Below are 20731 nucleotides of genomic sequence, written 5' to 3'. Positions count from 1 at the left end.
TCGGCAGGCTGTCCCGCGTACGTTCCCATACTCACTTACTTACCACTAGGTCGGTATTCGGCGTACGGTGGTCCCGGAGCGCGGCCTCCGCGTACCCCGAGAACGTCGTCGACGTCGTGAAAGGAACTCCCGTGGGCTCCTCCCTGCCCTATCTCGACCCCCGCCTGCCCGTTCCGGAGCGCGTCGCGGACCTGGTCGGCCGGATGACGCTGCCCGAGAAGGTCGGGCAGATGCTCCAGCTGAACGCCAAGGACGGGGTGCGGGAGCACATCGAGGACCTGCACGTGGGCTCGATCCTGCACGCCTCGCCCGAACGGGTCCTGGAGGCGGCGGAGCTGACCCGGCGTACCCGGCTGGGCATCCCGCTGCTGGTCGCCGAGGACTGCATCCACGGACACTCGTTCTGGGAGGGCGCGACGATCTTCCCCACCCAGCTGGGCATGGCCGCGAGCTGGGACGCGCGGCTGCTGGAGCGGGTGGCGCGGGCGACGGCCGTGGAGGTGGCGGCGACCGGGGTCCACTGGACGTTCTCGCCGGTGCTGTGCGTCACGCGGGATCTGCGCTGGGGCCGGGTGAGCGAGACGTTCGGCGAGGACCCGTTCCTGATCGGCGAGCTGGCCTCGGCGATGGTGCGCGGCTACCAGGGCGAGGGTCTTGACGATCCGACGGCGATCCTGGCCTGCGCCAAGCACTTCGCGGGCTACTCCGAGACCCAGGGCGGCCGGGACGCCAGCGAGGCCGACATCTCGCGGCGCAAGCTGCGTTCGTGGTTCCTGCCGCCGTTCGAGCGGGTCGCGAGGGAGGGGTGCCGTACGTTCATGCTGGGCTACCAGTCGATGGACGGCGTCCCCATCACTGTCAACGACTGGCTGCTGAACGAGGTGCTGCGCGGCGAGTGGGGGTACACGGGCACGCTGGTGACCGACTGGGACAACGTCGGGCGCATGGTGTGGGAGCAGAAGGTGTACGCGGACCACGCGCAGGCGGCCGCGGCGGCGGTCCGGGCCGGCAACGACGTGGTGATGACGACGCCGGACTTCTTCGAGGGCGCCCAGCGGGCCGTGGCGGCCGGGCGGCTGGACGAGGCGGAGATCGACGCGGCGGTGGCGCGCATCCTCACGCTCAAGTTCGAGCTGGGGCTGTTCGAGAACCCGCGCCATCCCGACCGGGCCCGCCAGCGCGCCGTCATCGCGAGCGCCGGGCACACCGAGCTGAACCTGGAGGCGGCCCGCCGCTCGCTGGTGCTGCTGGCCAACGACGGCACCCTGCCGCTGGACGGCGGGTACGCGGCCGGCGCGGACGGGCGTGCGGTGGCGCGGGAGGAGAGCGCGCCGCGTACGGTGGCCGTGATCGGGCCCAACGCGGACGACGCGCAGACGCAGCTCGGGGACTGGGCGGGCTCGTCGGGCCAGGCGGACTGGCTGCCGGACGGGCAGCCGCGCGCCATGATCCGTACCGTGCTCGACGGCTTCCGGGAGCATGTGCCGGCCGGGTGGACCGTCACGCACGCACGCGGCGCGGACATCCTGACGGTGGGCCCGGACCCGGAGGGGGCCTTCTTCCCGGACGGGCAGCCGCGCCCGGAGATCGTGGTCCCGGCGGAGCCGTCCGAGGCCCTGATCGCGGAGGCGGTCGCGGCGGCGGAGGCCGCCGACCATGTCGTGGCCGTGGTGGGCGACCGCATCGAGCTGATCGGTGAGGGGCGTTCGACCGCGACGCTGGAGCTGATCGGCGGGCAGATCGCGCTGCTGGACGCGCTCGCGGCGACGGGCAGGCCGTTCACCGTGGTGGTCGTCGCCTCCAAGCCGCTGGTGCTGCCGCCGTCCGCGTACCGTGCGTCGGCCGTGGTGTACGCCTTCAATCCGGGCATGCTGGGCGGCCGTGCGGTGGCGGAGCTGGTCCTCGGGCTCGTGGAGCCGTCCGGCCGGCTGCCGGTGTCGTTCGCCCGGCATGCCGGGCAGCAGCCGACGTACTACAACCAGTTGCGCGGCCAGCACGGCACCCGGTACGCGGATCTGACGCAGCGGCCCGCGTTCGCGTTCGGCGAGGGCCTGAGCTACACGACCGTGGAGTACGCGGGCCTGGAGGTGCTGAGCGACGTCCTGGGCGCGGGCGACACGCTGCGGGCGCGCGTCGTCGTCTCCAACACGGGCCGGCGTCCGGCGCTGGAGACCGTACAGGCGTACGTGAGCGACTCGGTGACGTCCGTGACGTGGGCGGAGAAGGAGTTGAAGGCGTACCGGCAGGTGCGGCTCGAGCCGGGCGAGTCGCGCGAGGTGCTCGTCGAACTGCCGGTGGCCGCGTGCAGCCTGGTGGACGCCGGGGGCCGGCGGGTGGTCGAGCCGGGCGCGTTCGAGCTGCTGGTCGGTCCGTCGTCGCGGGACGAGGATCTGTTGAGGGCGGGCTTCACCGTCAAGGGCTGAACCGGGCGCGGCGCGGGCGGGCGGGGTTCAGGGGCCCGGCCGTCCGCTGCCGCGCAGCCGTTCCAGGTCGGAGGGGCGGACCTGGATGACGAACAGCGCGATCAGGGCCGCGGCGACGGCGAAGGCCGCCGCGGCGAGGAACGCGGTGGAGACGCCCGAGGCCAGGACCTGTTCGCCCCAGGGCCCCGGCAGCTGTCCGGTCCGCCGGAACTGCGCGAGCTGGGCCGGGGTGGCCTCGGCCATGAACCCGGGTACCTGGTCGGTCGCCTCGTTGCGGCTGGCGGTGCCGAAGACGGTGACGAGGATGGACAGACCCAGCGATCCGCCCACCTGCTGGGTGGTGTTGAGGATGCCGGAGGCCGCGCCCGACTCGCGGGGTTCGACGCCGGAGAGCGCCATCAGGGTCAGTGACACGAACTGCAGGCCCATGCCGAGGCCGAAGACCAGTACCGGGCCCAGCAGGCTGCCCGCGTAGGTGCTGTGGACGTCGGTCCGGGTGAGCCAGCCGAGTCCGACCGCCGCGAGCACGGCGCCGGTCACCATGAACGGTTTGGGGCCCCAGCGCGGCAGCAGCCGGGAGGTGAATCCGGCCCCGACGGCGATGATGACGCTGACCGGCAGGAAGGCGAGCCCGGTGCGCAGCGGGCTGAAGCCGAGGATGTTCTGCACGAACAGGGTCAGGAAGAAGAACATTCCGAACATGGCCGCGGCAAGGCTCAGCATGATGCCGTAGGTGCCGGCACGGTTGCGGTCGCGGAACATCCACAGCGGTGTGATGGGCTGCCGGGAGCGGTTCTCTATGCCGATGAACAGGCCGAGCAGCACGACGGCCGCGGCGAACGCACCCAGCGTCAGCGGGTCGCTCCAGCCCTCCTCGGAGGCCCGGATGAAGCCGTAGACGAGGCACACCATGCCCAGGGTCGCGGTGAGGGCGCCGACGAGGTCGAAGTGGCCCGGGTGGCGTTCGGACTCCTGGATGTAGCGCCGGGTGGCCAGCACGATCAGGATGCCGATGGGCACGTTGACGAAGAAGATCCACCGCCAGTCCAGCCATTCGACCAGCACGCCGCCGGCGAGGAGCCCGATGGCGCTGCCGCCCGCCGAGACGGCGGCGAACACGCCGAAGGCCCTGTTGCGCGCGGGGCCTTCGCGGAAGGTGGTCGTGATGAGGGCGAGCGCGGTCGGCGAGGCGATGGCTCCGCCGACGCCCTGCAGGGCGCGGGCGGCGAGCAGTTGCCAGGATTCCTGGGCGATGCCTCCGAGCAGGGAGGCGAAGACGAAGAGGGCGACGCCGGTCATGAAGACCCGGCGCCGCCCGAGGATGTCTCCGAGCCGCCCGCCGAGCAGCAGCAGGCCGCCGAAGGTCAGGGTGTAGGCGTTGATCACCCAGGACAGGTTCTCGGTGGAGAAGCCCAGCGCGGTCTGGATGTGCGGGAGGGCGATGTTGACTATGGTGATGTCCAGGACCACCATCAGCTGGCAGGAGCAGATGACCAGCAGGGCGATCCCGCCACCCCGCCCCTTCCGCGGGGTCGCGGTGGCCTGTGCGGTGCTCGCGTGGGAATCCGTCATCGGTTCGCCGGCCGCTCGTGCCGTCAGTGAACGAGGTCGTTCACTCCCCCGACGTTAGACCCGCGCGGGAGCCGTCGCCAATCGATCTCCGGTACGGGTTCGGGGACGGCGGCGAGCAGTGCGCGGGTGTACGGGTCGCGGGGGTGTTCGCAGACCTGGTCGGCGCTGCCGGTCTCCACGACGCGGCCCCCGTGCATGACGGCGATGCGGTGGCTGACCTGCCGGACGACGGCGAGGTCGTGGGCGATGAAGACGAGGGCGAGCCCGAGGTCGCGCTGGAGGTCGGTGAGCAGTCCGGTGATCTGGGCCTGGACGGACACGTCGAGTGCGGAGACGGGTTCGTCGCAGATGAGGACGGAGGGTTGGGGGGCGAGTGCGCGGGCGATGCCGATGCGCTGGCGCTGGCCGCCGGAGAAGGCGCGCGGATGGCGTCCGGCGACGGCGGGGTCCAGGCCGGCGAGTTCCAGGAGTTCCGCGACGCGTTCCCGGCGGGCGGCGCGGTCACCGAGCCCGAACGCGACGAGCGGTTCGGCGATGATCTCGCCGACCGTCAGGCGCGGGTTGAGGGAGGCGTAGGGGTCCTGGAACACCATCTGGATCTGCCGGCGCACCGTGTGCAGGGCGCGCCGTGAGGGCCGGGTGATGTCCTGGCCGCGCAGCCGCAGCGTGCCGGCGTCCGCGGTGTGGGCGTGGGCGAGGACGCGGGCCAGGGTGGACTTGCCGGAGCCGGACTCGCCGACGATGCCCAGCGTCTCGCCCTCCGCGAGGCTGAGCGACACCCCGTCGAGCGCGGGCGTTCCGCGTCGTCGGGCGCCGCGTCCCCCGTACGTCTTGGTCAGCCCGTCCGCCTCCAGGACGACCGCGCCGGGCGCGGGGCGCCGGACACGGGCGGGGGCGGCCGGGGCGGGCAGCGGTTCGGCGCGTCCGACGGCGGGGAGGCAGGCGACGCGCACTCCTGCGGCCACCCGCGCGAGCGGCGGGGCCGCGGTGCGGCAGCGGTCCTCGGCGAGGGTGCAGCGTTCGGCGAAGGCGCAGCCGTTCCCGAGCAGGGCGAGGTCGGGCGGGCTGCCGGGGATGCCGGTGAGGCGAGTGCCGGACGGGGAGGCGAGGCGCGGTACGGCGGCCAGGAGTCCGGCGGTGTAGGGGTGGCGGGGGCGGGTGAGGACGTCGGCGGTGGGCCCGTCCTCGACGACGGTGCCGGCGTACATGACGAGGACGCGTTCGCAGGAGCGGGCGACGACGCCCATGTTGTGGGTGATGAGGACGAGGGCGGTGCCGGTCTCGCGGTTGAGGTCGCCGAGCAGGGTGAGGATCTGGTCCTGGACGGTGGCGTCGAGTGCGGTGGTCGGTTCGTCGGCGAGGAGGATGTCGGGTTCGGCGGCGAGGGCCGCGGCGATGAGGATGCGCTGGCGCTGGCCCCCGGAGAACCGGTGCGGGTGGTCGTCGGCGCGGCGGTGCGGGTCCCGGATGCCGACGCGGTCCAGGAGTTCGAGGGTGCGGGCGCGGCGGGCGGCCTTGTCGCGGTGGCCGTGGGCGCGCAGGACCTCGTCGATGTGGCGGCCGGCGGTGAGGACGGGGTTGAGGGCGGTCATGGGGTCCTGGAAAACCATGCCGATGCGGGCGCCGCGCACGGTCCGCAGTTCCGCTTCGGTTGCCGTGGTCAGGTCGCGGCCGTCCAGGCGGACGGTGCCCGTGGTGATGCGGCCGGTGCCGGGCAGCATGCGGTTCAGGGCGAGTGCGGTGGTGGATTTGCCGGACCCGGACTCGCCGACGAGGGCCAGGGTCTCGCCCCGGCGCAGGATGAAGGAGACGTCGCGTACGGCGTGCAGGGGTGTTCCGTCGGGGGCGGTGAAGTCGACGCCGAGGCCGTGGACCTCCAGCAGTGCGGGTGGTGCGGTCATCGGCGTATCTCCCGGTTGAGCGCCTCGGCGACGAGTGAGAGGCCGAGGACGAGTGCGGTCACGGTGATCAGGGGTCCGGCGGCGAAGTGCGGGGCCCTGGCGAGGTAGGGCATGGCCTGGCTGAGGACGGCGCCGAGGGTGGGCTGCGGCGGCCGGACGCCGACGCCGAGGAAGCTCATGGCGCCCTCGATGAAGACGGCGACGGTCAGCGAGACGGCGAGTTGCACGACGAGCGGATCGGCCGCGTTGGGCAGGATGTGCCGGGCCAGGAGCCGGTGGCCCGGTGTGCCGCCGACGCGGGCGGCGGTGACGTATTCGCGCTCCCGCTCGACGAGGATGCCGCCGCGCAGCAGCCGGCCGAACACCGGGACCTCGGCGAGGGCGATGACGAGGACGACGGGGATGCGGCCGGGGCCGAGGATCGCGGTGACGGCGAGCGCGAGGATGAGGCCGGGGAAGGCGAGGAGCAGGTCGAAGACGCGTTGGACGACCGTGTCGGCCAGAGGGTGGGCGGCTGCGGCCAGGGCGAGCAGGCAGCCGAGCGCGGCCCCGGCGGGCACGGCTACGGAGATGATGCCGAGATCGGTGCGGATGCCGTACAGCACCCGGCTGAGCAGGTCGCGGCCGAGGTCGTCGGTGCCCAGGAGGTGTCCGGCGGTGCCGGGTCCGGCGAGGCTCTGCCCGCTCTGGTCGGTGGGCCCGTGTCCGGCGAGCAGCGGGGCGAGGAGCCCGGCGAGGACGACCGCGCCGACGAGGGCGAGGCCGGTGCGGGCGCGGGCGGTGGCCAGCGCGGTGCGGTAGGGGTGGCGGCTGCGGGCGGTGGAGCGCGGGGTGCGGGCGGCCGGGGGCGGCGCGGCTGCCGGGGAGGGGGCGGTGGCGCGGGGGCCGGGGGTCGGGTTCGTCGGGGTCACTCCCACCTGATGCGGGGGTCGAGCCAGGCGTAGACGAGGTCGGTGAGCAGTTGGACGAGGACGAAGACGGCGACCAGGAGCAGCAGCAGGTCCTGGACGACGGGGTAGTCGCGGCGCTGGAGGCCCTGTTCGGCGAGTTGTCCGAGGCCCGGCCAGGCGAAGATGGCCTCGACGAGCACGGCGCCGCCGAGGAGGTTGCCGATCTGCATGCCGAGCAGGGTGACGACGGGCGGCAGGGCGTTGGGCAGGGTGTGGCGCCACAGCAGCCGGCGCGGGGCGATTCCGGCGGCGGTGGCGGTGCGGATGTGGTCCTCGGCGAGCCCGCGTTCGATGCCGTCCCGGAGGTAGCGGCCGAGTACGGCTGCGCCGGGCAGGGCCAGGCAGAGCGCCGGCAGCGCCAGGTACTGGACGGCGAGGTCGGGTGCGCTCAGGAAGGCGACCCGGCCGCCGGGCGGCAGCACCGGCAGGGCCACGGCGAGGACCAGGACGAGCAGGACCCCGCTGACGAACGGCGGCACGGCCAGGGCGGCGGTGGTGACGACGCGGACGGCGGCGGTGAGCCACCGGTTGCGCGAGGTGGCGCCGAGGACACCGAAGGCCGTACCGAGCACGATCATGAACAGCAGGGCGCCGAGGGTGAGTTCGGCGGTCGCGCAGAGTCCGGCGCCGATGAGGTCGGCGGTCTGCCCGCCGATCGCGTACGACGGTCCGAGGTCCCCGGTGAGCAGGGAGCCGATCCACTGGGCGTACTGGGTGAGCAGGGGTGCGTCGAGGCCGAGCCGGTCGCGGATGGCGGCGACGGTCGCCGCGTCCGCGTCGGGTCCGGCGAGCGCGGTGGCGGGGTCGCCGGGGACGAGCCGGAGGATGGTGAAGATGAGGAAGGAGGCGGCGAGCAGGACGAGGAGGGCGGACGGCAGCCGCCGGATCAGGTAGCGGCGCATGTCATACCAGGTAGGCGTGGTCGAGGTTCAGGTAGGAGAACTTGTTGAGCGTCGCTCCGTGCAGCCGGCGGCTGGAGACCTGGACCTGTCCGCGTACGGCGAGGTCGATGAGGAACGCCTCGTCGAGCAGGAGGGCGGAGATCCTGCGGTGTGCGGCGTTGGCGGCGGCCGTATCGGTCGCGGGCGCGGTCCAGGCTTCCCGTACGACCTTGGTGTAGGCGGCCGAGCGGTACTTGGAGGTGTTCTTGGCCTCGTTGAAGGGGTACGCGCTGACGGCGAGCGTGGAGGGCTGCACCTGTGCGAAGCCGTGGCCGAGCGACCAGAGGGCCGGCATGTCCTGCGAGATGAGTTTCTTCTGCGCGGTCGCCCCGTCGGTGGGCCGGAGGGTGACGTGGACGCCGACCTGTTCGAGGTCGTACTGGATGGACTCGGCTATGGCGGTCTCGCCGGGTAGTGCGATGTGCAGCATCGGGAAGGCGAGCCGGCTGTGCCCGGCCGATTTGAGCAACTGCCGGGCTCTGGCCGGGTCGTGGGTGTAGTGGGTGCGGCCGGCCTCAGTGAAGGCGGGTGAGGATCTGGGCCAGGGGGCGGCGGAGGCGAGGCCGTATCCGCCGAGGGCCTGGGCGACCAGCCGGTCCCGGTCCACGGCCCAGGCGAGCGCCTGGCGGACGGTGCGGTTGTCCAGCGGGGCGACGGTGGTGTCGACTCCGAGGTAGACGGCTCCGGCGCCGGTGTCGTAGTCGCTGACGACCAGCCCCGGATCGCTCCTGACGGCGCCGAGGCTTCGGCCGGGCACATCAAAGGAGAGCTGGGACTGACCGGAGCGCAGGGACGAGATCAGCGCGTCGGCCTGGGTGACGACACGCAGTTCGACGCCGTCGAGGTAGGGCCGGCCGGGCTGCCAGTAGGTGTCGTTGCGGGTCAGGCTGAGCCCGCTGCCGGGGCTCCACTTCCGCAGCCGGAACGGGCCGGTCCCGATGAGTTTCCGGCCGGTGACGGCGTCCTCGACGCTCTCCGGGTCCGCGATGACCATGAACTCGAACAGGTCGAAGAGGTTGTTCACCGGGTGCGCCAGCTTGAGCACCAGTTCGTGGTCGCCGCGCTTCTCGAAGCCGGTGATCGCGGCCGCAGTGCTGCGCAACTGGGCGGCGCGCAACGGGTCCTGGAGGTTCTTCACGGCGAAGACGACATCGTCCGCGGTGAACGGGCGGCCGTTGTGGAAGGTGACGTCGTCGCGCAGCCGGAGCGTGATGGCGCGTCCGTCGTCCGCGTACGTCCAGGAGGCGGCCAGTTCGGGTTGGGGGCGAAGGCGGTCGTCGTAGCGGGTGAGGGTGTTGTAGATCAGCCGCTGTTGGAGTGACTGGCCGCTCTGGGCGAACAGCAGGGCGGGGGTGAAGTCGCTGTCCACGGCGACGTTCAGCACGCCCCCGCGCCGGGGTGCGGCGCTCGCGCCCTGCGGGGCGGACGCGGCTTCCGACACCGCTGAGCGGCAGCCCGCGGCACCGAGTCCGAGGAGCAGGGCGCCGCCGCCCGCGGCGCGCAGGGTGGAGCGCCGGGAGGGTCCGGAGGGCGTGAAGGGGTGGAACGCGGTCATCGATGCCTGCCTGTGACGGTGAGGAACGAGCGAAAAAAGGGGGTACGCCGACTGCCCGAACGCCGCCTGTCGGTAGGGGATCAGCGCGTACGGGGATCAGCGCGTACGGGAAGGGACGCGTACGAAAATCAGCGCGTACGGCCGGAAGGGAGAGTGCGGGGATACGGGCTCCGGGCAGCGTCCGACGAGCGGGGTCCTGCCGGGGAGGGAGTCAGGGAAGGGACGGGCGAGGGCCCGTGAGCACCTGAGAGCGGATCAGCGGTGGGCGGCACACACCGCGCTGGCCTGCCGACAGAGGTCGACATGCCTGCGGGAGACGAGGCGCTGGTCCGGATTCACGGGAGCAATATGGCAGCGGCCTCGCCGGACGGTCAACCCGCTTTGTCCGCATGCTGATACGAAACACCGGCCGGAGCAGGCCGGCAGGCCGCCGCGCCGATGATCTCAAGCCGCTATTGAGCTGGTGTTTTGCTGTGCCGCCCCCCAAAGCAACGAGAGAAGCAGCTGTCTCGGCATGCGGACACCCGTTCGTTCGAGGCGCGTGCGGCACCCGCTACGTTACGGCGGCATGAATTCGATCGGCGCCGGTGACCCGGCCCCGGCCCGATACCCGAGCCTCACCCCGCCGAGAGGCTGAAACCGCAGGTCAGCGGTGTTTCGTCAGGTGGTTCAACGCCCCGTTCCCGCAGCGGTCGAGCGACCCGTCCAGGCGCCCTCCGGGGCCGGTGGAGCGCTTGACGTACGTGACGGGGCGCTGCGAGTCTCCGGGACATGTTCGCGACGGCACTTCCCGAGGCGCGGCCCGTTCGCGCCGGCCGCCCGATCTTCCGGCCCGGTTGTCCCGGCCGCCGCACCCACGCCTGACGCGCTCCCCGCTCCCGGCCATCCGTCAGGACCCGGACGCGTCGGCGTATTCCTCGCAACGCCCCACATCTCTGCGGGCGTTGTGTGCCTTCGGCACCTGGGCGTTCTTCCCGCCCCGACTGCCTTCCATTTCACCCTGCCCGGTCTGTCGCCGGGCGTCTTCGAAGGGAATTCCCCATGTCCTCCACCGTCACCGCCTCCCCCGCCATCACCGTCCAGCAGCTCGGCGGCCGTATCGGCGCGGTCATCTCCAGGGTGCGTCTCGGTGGCGACCTCGCCCCGGAGACGGTCACCGCCGTCCGCGAGGCGCTCCTCACGCACAAGGTCGTCTTCTTCCGGGGACAGGACCACCTCGACGAGGAGAGCCACGAGGCGTTCGGGCGGCTGCTCGGCACGCCCGTGGCCCACCCGACCGTGCCCTCGGCCGACGGGCGCTACTCGCTGGGCATCGACTCCGACCACGGCGGCCGCGCCAACCAGTGGCACACCGATGTGACGTTCGTGCCCGCCTACCCGGCCTTCTCCATCCTGCGGGCCGTCGTGATCCCGCCGTACGGCGGCAACACGCTGTGGTCGAACACGGCCGCCGCGTACGCGGAGCTGCCGGAGAGCCTGCGCACTCTGGCGGACGGGCTGCGGGCCGTCCACTCCAATGACTACGACTACGCCGCCGCGCGCCCCCAGGCCCTGCCGGAGGCGCTCCAGCAGTACCGGGAGGTCTTCACGTCCACCAAGTTCCTCACCGAGCACCCGGTGGTCCGCGTCCACCCCGAGACCGGTGAACGCGCCCTGCTGCTGGGCAACTTCGTCCAGCGCATCAGCGGGCTGACGGGCCGTGACTCGCGGGCCCTGGTCGATCTGTTCCAGTCCCATGTCGAGCGCCCGGAGAACACCGTGCGCTGGGACTGGCAGGTGGGCGATGTGGCCATCTGGGACAACCGCGCCACCCAGCACTACGGCGTGGACGACTCCGACACCCATGAGCGCAAGCTGCGCCGCGTCACCATCGACGGCGACGTCCCGGTCGGTGTGGACGGCCGCTCCTCCACGCTCCTCACCCCCGGGGAGGTGCCGGACCCGTCGTTCGGAATCGCGTCCGGAGCCTCCGCCGCCGCCTGAGTACCCCGTAGCGGCGGGGCGGGGCAGGGGTCTGCCGGGTGGCGCCGCCCGGCAGACCCCTGCCCCGCCTGCTAAGATCGTCACGCTGTTCAGCGTGTACCGAGGAGACCAGACATGGCAGGCGACGACGACATCTCCGGGTGAGACCCGGAACCCGTAGCCACAGCGGGCGCCCAGGGCGCCGCCGCGGTGGCCATGTCGTTGTTCCCTTCGGCCATTCCTCCGGGAGTGCGGTTTCCGCCGCCCCCGGTTTCACACGCGAGGTCTCCGCATGTCCGACGCATCCCTCATCTGTTCGAATCTCTCCTTCTCCTGGCCGGACGACACCCCGGTCTTCTCCGGCCTGTCGTTCACCGTGGGCAGCGGCCGTACCGGGCTGGTCGCCCCCAACGGCTCCGGGAAGAGCACCCTGCTCAAACTGATCGCCGGCGAGCTGCGGCCCCGCGCGGGCTCGATCACCGTCGACGGCACCCTGGCCTATCTCCCGCAGAGCCTCCCCCTGACCGCGGACCTGACGGTCGCCGAGGTCCTGGGCGTGGACGCGGTGATCCGCGCGCTGGACGCCGTGGAGTCGGGCGATGTGGACGAGAGGCACTTCGCCGTCATCGGCGACGACTGGGACATCGAGGAGCGCACCCGCGCCCAGCTCGACCGGCTCGGCCTCGACGGCCTCGCCCTGGACCGGCGTACCGGCACGCTCAGCGGCGGCCAGGTCGTCTCGCTCGGCCTTGCCGCCCAGCTGCTGAAGCGGCCGGACGTCCTGCTGCTCGACGAACCGACCAACAACCTCGACCTGGACGCACGCCACCGCCTCTACGACACCCTGGAGGCGTGGAACGGCACCCTGCTCCTCGTCAGCCACGACCGGGCGCTACTGGACCGCATGGAGCGCATCGCCGAACTCGGGCCGGAGGAACTGCGCCTGTACGGGGGCAACTTCACCGCGTACGAGGAGGCCGTGCGCGCCGAGCAGGAGGTCGCCGAGAAGAACGTCCGCAATGCCGAGCAGGAGCTGAAGCGGGAGAAGCGCGAGATGCAGCAGGCCCGCGAGCGGGCCGAGCGGCGCGCCAGTAACGCGGCCCGCAACCTCAAGAACGCCGGACTCCCCCGCATCTTCGCCGGGAACATGAAGCGCGGCGCCCAGGAGGCCGCCGGACGCTCCGGGCAGACGCACGCCGCGCGGGTCGGCGAGGCACAGGCCCGGCTCGACGAGGCGGGACGCGCGGTACGCGACGAGCAGCGCATCACGCTCGACCTGCCCGACACCAAGGTCCCCGCCGGCCGCACCGTGCTCCAGTGCGAGCAGGTGCGGGTGCGCCTCGGCGGCCGGGAGCAGTTCACCGGCGCCGGTCTCGACCTGACGGTGCGGGGCCCCGAGCGCATCGCGCTGACCGGGCCCAACGGCGCGGGCAAGAGCACCCTGCTGCGGCTGGTCAACGGCGACCTGGAACCGGACGGCGGGACGATCCGGCGCACCGACGGGCGGATCGCGTACCTCTCGCAGCGGCTCGACCTGCTGGACCCGGACCGCACGGTGGCCGAGAACTTCGCCGTGTTCGCCCCGCACCGCGAGGAGGCCGAGCGGATGAACCTGCTCGCCCGGTTCCTCTTCCGGGGCGACCGCGCCCATCTGCCCGTCCGGGTGCTGTCGGGCGGCGAGCGGCTGCGGGCCACGCTGGCGTGCGTGCTGTGCGCCGAACCGGCCCCGCAGCTGCTGCTCCTGGACGAGCCGACGAACAACCTGGACCTGGTCAGCGCGGGGCAGTTGGAGAGCGCGCTCGCCTCGTACCGGGGGGCGTTCGTGGTGGTCAGCCACGACGAACGGTTCCTGGAGCGGATCGGCGTGGAACGGTGGCTGCGGCTGGTGAACGGGGAGCTGCGCCGATGAGCGTCGTCACGCCGCCGCCCGCTCTGCTCGCCCACGACCTCGTCCGCACCCTGGGCGCGAAGCGTGTCCTCGACGGGGTCTCGCTCACCGCCCCGCCTGGCCATCGCATCGGCCTGATCGGCGAGAACGGGGTCGGGAAGTCCACACTGCTGCGGCTGCTCGCCGGGGTGGACGAACCCGACGCCGGCCGGGTCGTGCGGCCCGCCGATGTGGGATTCCTGCACCAGGAGATGCCGTTCGACGCGGAATCCACCGTCGCCGGTGTCCTGGACGACGCGCTGCGCGAGGCCAGGGCCGAGCTCGCGGAGCTGGACCGGCTCTCCGGGCTGCTGTCCGGGACGCCGGAGGGCTCCCCGGAGTACGCGGGCCTCCTGGAGGCGTACGGTCAGCGGCTCGAACGGGCCGAGGAACGGGAGACCTGGGACGCCGACCGGCGCGCCGCCGTCCTGCTCGGCGGGCTCGGACTCGGCGCCGTCCCGCACGGGCGGACGCTGGGTTCCCTGTCGGGCGGCCAGCGCGGCCGGCTCGCGCTCGCCGCGCTGCTCGTACGGCGGCCGTCCGCGCTGCTGCTGGACGAGCCGACCAACCATCTGGACGACGAGGCCGCCGCCTTCGTCGAGGAGCAGTTGCGGACCATGCCCGGTCCGGTGGTGCTCGCCAGTCACGACCGGGCGTTCCTCGACGCCGTCTGCACCGATCTGATCGACCTCGATCCGGCGGTAGACGGGCCCGTGCGGTACGGCGGCGGGTACAGCGCTTACCTGGCCGAGAAGCGTGCGGAACGCGCCCGGTGGGAGCGGCGTTACGCGGAGGAGCAGGAGGAGATCGAGGCCCGGCGGCGCGCGGCGGCGGTCACCGCGCGCAATGTCGCGCCGGACCGGGGGCCGCGCGACAGCGAGAAGATGGGGTACGGGCTGCGGGCCGGCCGGGTGCAGAGCCAGATCGCGCGCCGGGTCCGCAACGCCACGCGCCGGCTCGACGAGCTGGAGCGGCGCCAGGTCGCGGAGCCGCCCCGGCCGCTGCGGTTCCGGTATCCGGAGCGCCCCGCGCCGGCCGCTCCGGGCACGCTGGTGTCGTTGCGCGGGGTGCGGGTGCCGGGCCGGCTGTCCGTGGACCGGCTCGATGTCGAGGCGTGCGACCGGCTGTTGGTGACGGGCGGCAACGGGGCCGGCAAGTCGACGCTGCTGGCGGTGCTCGCCGGGCGCCCGGCTGCGGCGGGCGAGGTGGCGCGCCGGCCCGGTCTGAGCGTCGGGATGCTGGCGCAGGACACGGTGTTCGCCCGGCCGGAGCGCCGCGCCGCCGACACCTACGAAGGGGTGCTGGGCGGGGAGCGGGCCGCGCGGGTGCCGCTGGTCTCGCTGGGGCTGCTGCGCGAGGCGGACCTGGACAAGCCGGTGGGGCAGTTGTCGGCGGGGCAGCGGCGCCGGCTGGCGCTCGCCCTGCTGATGGCCCGCCCGCCGGAGCTGCTGCTGCTCGACGAGCCCACCAACCACCTCTCCCCCACGCTCTGCGACGAGCTGGAGGAGGCGCTCGGTCCGGGGCCCGGAGCGGTCGTGGTGGCGAGCCACGACCGCTGGCTGCGGCGCCGGTGGCGGGGCCGGGAACTGCGCCTGGGTGCCTAGGCCGTGTCCGTAAAGTCGATCGCTCGTTACTCCGTTCGTGGTGCGTCGACATGAACTGACCGATGAGTCGTGGGCGTTGATCGCTCCGTTGCTGGCGCCGGGGCGGATGGGCCGGCCGGTGCGGGACCGGCGCCAGGTGGTGAACGGGATCCTGTGGAAGCTGTCCACCGGGGCCGCCTGGCGTGACCTGCCCGAACGCTACGGCCCGTGGAAGACGGTCTACGAACGCTTCCGCCGCTGGTCCGCCGACGGCACCTGGGACCGCCTCCTGGCTCACGTCCAGCAGCACTGTGACGCCGTCGGACAGGTCGACTGGACGATCGTGTGTGTCGACTCCACCACGGTGCGGGCCCACCAGCACGCGGCCGGGGCCCGAAAAGGGGGCCCTGGGAGGGCGAGGCGCTCGGCCGGTCGCGCGGCGGGCTGACCAGCAAGATCCACCTGGCCTGCGACGGTCGGGGACGCCCCCTGGCCTTCACCCTGACCGGCGGGAACGTGAACGACTGCACCCAGTTCGAGCCGGTCATGGAACGCATCCGGATCGCCCGGCCGGGGCCGGGCAGGCCCCGGACCCGGCCCGAGCGGGTGGTGGCGGACAAGGGCTACTCGGCCCGCAGGATCCGTGCCTACCTGCGTCGGCGCGGGATCGCCGCGACGATTCCCGAGCGGATCGACCAGATCAACGGGCGCCTGCGCCGCGGCGAGAGTCTCTGCCGGCTCGATCGGACCGCCTACCGGCGGCGCAACGTCGTCGAGCGCTGCTTCAGCCGGCTCAAGCAGAACCGGGCCCTGGCCACTCGCTACGACAAACGAGCCGCCCACTACCAAGCAATGGTCACCCTCGCCTGCCTCCAACTCTGGCTCCCATGACTTTCCGGACACCCCCTAGGGGGTGTCGTGGTGGATGGGCGTGCCCGCTCCGGTGAGCGGGGCGCCCGTGCCGCCGCGGCGTACGGCGACGATCTCCGCCGCGATGGACAGGGCGGTCTCCTCCGGGGTGCGGGCGCCGAGGTCGAGGCCGATCGGGGAGTGCAGCCGGGCCAGTTCGGCGTCCGTGATCCCCGCCTCGCGCAGCCGCCGGTCGCGGTCCTCGTGGGTGCGGCGGGAGCCCATGGCGCCGATGTACGCGGCCGGCAGGCGCAGGGCGGCCTCCAGGAGGGGGACGTCGAACTTGGGGTCGTGGGTGAGCACGCACAGCACGGTCCGGTCGTCGGTCGGGGTGCGCCGCAGATAGCGGTGCGGCCAGTCCACGACCACGTCGTCGGCGTCCGGGAAGCGGTCCCGGGTGGTGAAGACGGGCCGGGCGTCGCACACGGTGACGTGGTAGCCGAGGAAGGCGCCCGCCCGGACGAGCGCGACGGCGAAGTCCACGGCGCCGAAGACGATCATGCGGGGCGGGGCCGCGCCGGCCTCGACGAAGAGGGTGAGGCCGCCGGGGCAGTGCGAGCCGTCCTCGGCGATCTCGACGCTCCCGGTGCGGCCGGCGTCCAGCAGGGCGCGGGCCTCGGCCGCCGCCGTACGGTCCAGGTCCGGGCGGCCGCCGAGGCTTCCCTCGTACGTGCCGTCGGCGCGGACCGCGAGCGCCCCGCCCAGCAGGTCGCCGGGCCCGCGCACCACGCGGGCCAGCGCGACGGCCTCCCGTCCGGCGGCGGCCGCGACCGCCGTGCGCAGCGCCCGGTCGGCGGGCCGTACCGGCGTGACCAGGATGTCGATGACGCCGCCGCAGGTGAGTCCGGCGGCGAAGGCGTCCTCGTCGCTGTACCCGAAGCGCCGGTACACGCTGCGGCCGTCGCTCAGGGCCCGGGCGCACAGTTCGTACACCTCCGCCTCCACGCAGCCGCCGGAGACGGAGCCGGTGACGGTCCCGTCCCGGTCGACGGCCAGGGCGGCGCCGGGGCCGCGGGGCGCGCTGCCGTCCACGGCCACGACCGTGGCGACGGCGAAGTCCCGGCCGTCCTCGAACCACGCGTGGAGCCGGTCCGCGATATCAAGCACCCGTGGATTCCTCCGCCGCTCGCAGGACCCGGTCCGGGGTGAGGGGCAGGTTCCGGTGGCGGACGCCCGTCGCGTGCCACACGGCGTTGGTGATGGCGGCGGCGACGCCCACGATGCCGATCTCGCCGACGCCCTTGATGCCGACGGGGTCGCCGGGCACCTGGTCGTCCACCCAGTCCGCCTCGACGTGCGGCACGTCGGCGTGGGCGGCGACGTGGTATCCGGCGAGGTCGGCGTTGACGTGGGCGCCGCTCGCCGTGTCGCGGACCGCTTCCTCGTGGAGCGCCATGGAGAGGCCCCAGGTCATGCCGCCGGTGAGCTGGCTGCGCGCGGTGAGCGGGTTGACGATGGTGCCGGCGGCGAAGATGCCGAGGAGGCGGCGTACGCGTACCTCTCCGGTGTCGGTGTCCACGGCGACCTCGGCGAACTGCGCGCCGAAGGAGTGCCGTTCCTGGGGCGGCAGGGCGGCGATGGCGTCGGCGGTGTCGGAGCGGGCGGTGATGCCCTCGGGCGGGATCGCGCCGCCCAGCGCCAGCCTCTCGCGCACGTCGCCCGCCGCGAGCCGCACCGCCCAGGACCAGGAGCGGGTGCCGGTGGAGCCGCCGGCGATCATCGCGTGGCCCAGGTCGCTGTCGCCGATGCGGATGCGGATGTCCTCCGGGGGCACCCCGAGCGCGTCGGCGGCGACGAGCGTCAGGGCGGTGCGGGCTCCGGTCCCGATATCGGAGGCGTTGACCCGTACGGTGAAGGTGCCGTCGGCCTCGGCGGTGACCGCGGCCGTGGAGCGGCCGACGCCGGAGTGGTAGGAGGCGGCGGCCGTTCCGGTGCCGATGAGCAGGCGGCCCTCGCGGCGCAGTCCGGGGCGCGGGTCGCGGTCCGCCCAGCCGAAGCGGCGGGCGCCCTCCTCGAAGCAGGCGAGCATGTTGCGGCTGCTGAAGGGCAGGCCGGAGATCGGCCCGGTGGCGGGTTCGTTGCGGGCGCGCAGCGCGATCGGGTCCAGGCCGCACTTCGCGGCAAGTTCGTCGATCGCCGATTCGACGGCGAAGGAGCCGGGCGCCTCGCCGGGGGCGCGCATCCAGGTGGGTGTCGGCACGTCGAGCCGTACGACCCGGTGGCGGGTGCTGTGCGCGTCGGCGTCGTACAGGACCCGGCCGAGAACGGCGCTCGTCTCGACGAACTCGTGGACGGTGGAGGTGAGGTTGAGCGCCTCGTGCTCGAAGAGGCGCAGCCGGCCGTCCGGGTCGGCCGCGAGCCTGACCCGCTGGGCGGTGGGACTGCGGTAGCCGACGAGCGAGAACATCTGGCGCCGGGTCATGACGACGCGTACGGGGCGGTGCAGGGTGGTGGTCGCCATGACGGCGGCCACTTGGTGGGCGTTGACGCCCTTGCTGCCGAAGGCGCCGCCGATGTGCTCGGAGCGCACCCGCACCGAGGCCGGGTCGAGCGAGAAGAGTCTGGCGAGTTCCCCGGCGACCCAGGAGCTGCCCTGGTCGGAGTCGGTGACGTGGAGCCGGCCGTCGTCCCAGTGGGCGGTCGCGGCGTGCGGCTCCATCGTGCAGTGGTGTTCCTCCGGGGTGGTGTACTCCTCGTCCACGACGTGGGCGGCGCCGTCGAGCGAGGCGCCGATGTCGCCCTTGTCGGCGTCGACCCGGACCATCGGGCTGTCCTCGGGCCGGTAGGCGCCGTCGTGTCCGGTGCGGAACTCCACGTCGTGGGGTTCCTCCTGGTAGCTGACGGCGAGCGCTTCGGCGGCCTCCCTGGCCTGCTCGGGCGTCTCGGCCAGGACGAGGGCCACCGGCCAGCCGGAGAACGGCACCCGGTCGTGCTGGAAGAGGCCGACGACGGGGTTGGGCCGGCCCAGCATGCCCACGTAGTCGGGGTCCACGCGCGGGGCGTTGCCGTGGTGCAGTACGGCGAGGACGCCCGGCATGGCGAGGACGGGTTCGTCCGCGACGGCGGTGATCCGGCCCCGGGCGATCGTGGAGAGGACCAGCCAGCCGTGGGCGAGCCGGGTGAAGGGGATGTCGCCCGCGTAACGGGCGGCGCCGGTGACCTTGTCGCGGCCCTCGACGCGGGTGCGGCCCGTGCCGACGGCCCCGGTGGCGGCGGGTGTGCCGGTCGTCGTGGTCATCGGGCGGCCTCCTCGGTGAGCCGGGTGAGCACGGACACCACGAGGTTGCGCAGCAGCGTCACCTTGTAGCGGTTGGCGGGGAGCGGTCGTGCGGCGGCCAGTTCGGCGTCGGCCGCGGCGGCGAAGGCGGCCGGGTCGGCCGGTCCGCCGGTCAGCGCCCGTTCGGCGGTGCGGGCGCGCCACGGGCGGGAGGCGACGGCCCCGAACGCCAGGCGTGCCTCGCGCACGGTGCCGTCCCGTACGTCGAGCGCGGCGGCGACCGAGCCGATGGCGAAGGCGTACGAGGCGCGTTCGCGTACCTTGCGGTAGCGGGAGTGTGCGGCGACCGGGGCGGGCGGCAGGGTGATTCCGGTGACCAGCGCGCCGGCGGGGAGCGCGGTCTCCACGTGTGGGGTGTCGCCCACGGGCCGGTAGAAGGCGTCGAGCGGCAACTCGCCGGGCCCGTCCGCCGTTTCGTAGCCGACGACCGCGTCGAACGCCGCGAGCGCGACCGCCATGTCGGAGGGGTGTGTGGCGACGCAGTGTTCGGAGGCGCCGAGGACGGCGTGGTTGCGGTGCTCGCCCGCGATGGCGGGGCAGCCGCTGCCGGGGACGCGCTTGTTGCACGGCTTCGCGGGGTCGGCGAAGTATCCGCAGCGGGTGCGCTGGAGGAGGTTGCCGCCGACGGTGGCCATGTTGCGCAGCTGCCCGGACGCGCCGGCGAGCAGGGCCTGTGCGAGGGCCGGGTAGTGGCGGCGTACGCCGGGGTGGGCGGCCAGGTCGCTGTTGCTGACGGTGGCTCCGACGCGCAGTCCGGCGCCGGGGGTGTACTCGATGGTGTCGAGCGGGAGTTCCTGGACGTCGACGAGGAGGCTGGGGCGTTCCACGCCGGCCTTCATGAGGTCGACGAGGTTGGTGCCGCCGCCGAGCAGCCGGGCGTCGGGGGCGGTGCCGAGGAGGGCGATGGCTCCGGCGACGTCGTGGGCCCGTTCGTATCCGAACTCCTTCATGCGGCGGGCTCCTTGTTCTGGTCGGCGGCGGCTCCGGCGGCCCGTGCGACGGCCCGGACGATCTGGGTGTAGGCGCCGCAGCGACACAGGTTGCCGCTCATCCGCTCGCGGATCTCGTCGTCGGTGAGTGCGGCCGGGGCCGCGTCGGGCCGTACGTCCTCGGTGGCGGCGCTGGGCCAGCCCGCGGCGTGTTCCTCGATGACGGCGATGGCGGAGCAGATCTGCCCCGGAGTGCAGTAGCCGCACTGGAAGCCGTCGAGGTCCAGGAACGCTTCCTGGACGGGGTGCAGCCGGTCGCCGTCCGCCACGCCCTCGATGGTGGTGATCTCGCGCCCCTCGGCCGCCACGGCGAGTTGGAGGCAGGCCAGGGTGCGGCGGCCGTCGAGCAGTACCGTGCATGCACCGCACTGGCCGTGGTCGCAGCCCTTCTTGGTGCCCGTCAGGTCGAGGCGTTCGCGTAAGGCGTCGAGCAGGGTGGTGCGGTGGTCGACGGGCAGCGTGTATTTTTCGCCATTGATGCGCAGGGTGAGGGCGCTGGACGTCGATGGAGCCATGATCAGCCTTCTTTCGCATGGCATGAGCGCGCCGGACGAGGTGTCGTTCGCGGGCCGGTACGGATGCGGAGGGTGGGGGCGGGAGGGGCCGGCGGAAGCCGATCGGCCACGTGGCCCGATCCGGCGCTACGGTGAAGAGAAGCGGACAGCTGTCCGCTTGATTGTCGAACCTAACGGACGGCTGTCCGGTGAAGCAAGGCCGATTCCCGGCCGTGACGCGTGAGGGG

Annotated in this window: 14 protein-coding genes and 1 pseudogene; 5 read left to right on the top strand and 10 right to left on the bottom strand. The window is 73.2% G+C overall.

The window, feature by feature from the left end; translation table 11 throughout:
* The first annotated feature begins 131 nt into the window (after positions 1–131).
* Entirely contained in the window at positions 132–2423 is a 2292-nt protein-coding gene (locus tag OG710_RS28755; RefSeq protein WP_330241962.1) for a glycoside hydrolase family 3 N-terminal domain-containing protein, read from the top strand.
* 27 nt (positions 2424–2450) lie between these two features.
* Here the strand turns inward: OG710_RS28755 and OG710_RS28750 are convergent, their stop codons facing one another.
* The 6 genes from OG710_RS28750 to OG710_RS31355 all read right to left on the bottom strand — a co-directional run bounded on the left by OG710_RS28750 (position 2451) and on the right by OG710_RS31355 (position 9681).
* A complete protein-coding gene (locus tag OG710_RS28750; protein ID WP_330241961.1) occupies positions 2451–3995 on the bottom strand; it encodes an MFS transporter in 1545 nt (514 codons plus the stop codon).
* Between the two features lie 23 nt (positions 3996–4018).
* Entirely contained in the window at positions 4019–5896 is a 1878-nt protein-coding gene (locus OG710_RS28745; RefSeq protein ID WP_330241960.1) for an ABC transporter ATP-binding protein, read from the bottom strand.
* Complete coding sequence (locus OG710_RS28740) at positions 5893–6807, bottom strand: ABC transporter permease (protein ID WP_330241959.1); 915 nt, start codon at positions 6805–6807, stop codon at positions 5893–5895. The genes OG710_RS28745 and OG710_RS28740 overlap by 4 nt, the downstream gene beginning before the upstream one ends.
* Positions 6804–7748, bottom strand: a complete 945-nt coding sequence (locus OG710_RS28735; RefSeq protein ID WP_330241958.1) for an ABC transporter permease — start codon at positions 7746–7748, stop codon at positions 6804–6806. The genes OG710_RS28740 and OG710_RS28735 overlap by 4 nt, the downstream gene beginning before the upstream one ends.
* Before the next feature lies 1 nt (position 7749).
* Entirely contained in the window at positions 7750–9342 is a 1593-nt protein-coding gene (locus OG710_RS28730; RefSeq protein ID WP_330241957.1) for an ABC transporter substrate-binding protein, read from the bottom strand.
* 255 nt (positions 9343–9597) lie between these two features.
* Complete coding sequence (locus tag OG710_RS31355) at positions 9598–9681, bottom strand: putative leader peptide (RefSeq protein WP_443064341.1); 84 nt, start codon at positions 9679–9681, stop codon at positions 9598–9600.
* Positions 9682–10383: 702 nt separating this feature from the next.
* Here OG710_RS31355 and OG710_RS28725 point away from each other — a divergent pair.
* From OG710_RS28725 to OG710_RS28710, 4 genes and pseudogenes are all read left to right on the top strand, one after another.
* Positions 10384–11325: a TauD/TfdA dioxygenase family protein gene (locus tag OG710_RS28725; protein WP_330241956.1), complete on the top strand. Its 942-nt coding sequence runs from the start codon at positions 10384–10386 to the stop codon at positions 11323–11325.
* A 271-nt stretch (positions 11326–11596) separates the two neighbouring features.
* Entirely contained in the window at positions 11597–13213 is a 1617-nt protein-coding gene (gene abc-f, locus OG710_RS28720) for a ribosomal protection-like ABC-F family protein (RefSeq protein WP_330241955.1), read from the top strand.
* Positions 13210–14835 carry an ABC-F family ATP-binding cassette domain-containing protein gene (locus OG710_RS28715; protein ID WP_330241954.1) on the top strand — a complete coding sequence of 542 codons (1626 nt, stop codon included), beginning with the start codon at positions 13210–13212 and terminating at the stop codon, positions 14833–14835. The genes abc-f and OG710_RS28715 overlap by 4 nt, the downstream gene beginning before the upstream one ends.
* A gap of 106 nt (positions 14836–14941) precedes the next feature.
* Positions 14942–15705, top strand: a pseudogene (locus OG710_RS28710) (IS5 family transposase).
* 15 nt (positions 15706–15720) lie between these two features.
* Here the strand turns inward: OG710_RS28710 and OG710_RS28705 are convergent.
* Genes OG710_RS28705 through OG710_RS28690 form a run of 4 tightly spaced genes read right to left on the bottom strand, consistent with a single transcriptional unit; the run spans position 15721 to position 20504 of the window.
* Positions 15721–16830 (bottom strand): XdhC/CoxI family protein, encoded by a 1110-nt coding sequence (locus OG710_RS28705; RefSeq protein ID WP_330241953.1) that lies wholly within the window; start codon positions 16828–16830, stop codon positions 15721–15723.
* Positions 16823–18961 (bottom strand): xanthine dehydrogenase family protein molybdopterin-binding subunit, encoded by a 2139-nt coding sequence (locus tag OG710_RS28700; protein WP_330241952.1) that lies wholly within the window; start codon positions 18959–18961, stop codon positions 16823–16825. Before OG710_RS28700 ends, OG710_RS28705 begins: the two co-directional genes overlap by 8 nt.
* Positions 18958–19950 carry an FAD binding domain-containing protein gene (locus OG710_RS28695; protein WP_330241951.1) on the bottom strand — a complete coding sequence of 331 codons (993 nt, stop codon included), beginning with the start codon at positions 19948–19950 and terminating at the stop codon, positions 18958–18960. Before OG710_RS28695 ends, OG710_RS28700 begins: the two co-directional genes overlap by 4 nt.
* Positions 19947–20504 carry a 2Fe-2S iron-sulfur cluster-binding protein gene (locus tag OG710_RS28690; protein WP_330241950.1) on the bottom strand — a complete coding sequence of 186 codons (558 nt, stop codon included), beginning with the start codon at positions 20502–20504 and terminating at the stop codon, positions 19947–19949. The genes OG710_RS28695 and OG710_RS28690 overlap by 4 nt, the downstream gene beginning before the upstream one ends.
* Positions 20505–20731: the final 227 nt, after the last annotated feature.

The sequence above is a fragment of the Streptomyces sp. NBC_00525 genome, from assembly GCF_036346595.1.
Classification (GTDB): Bacteria; Actinomycetota; Actinomycetes; order Streptomycetales; family Streptomycetaceae; genus Streptomyces.
The sequence above is the reverse complement of the archived record's forward strand: the minus strand, read 5'-3'. Positions and strand labels throughout refer to the sequence as shown.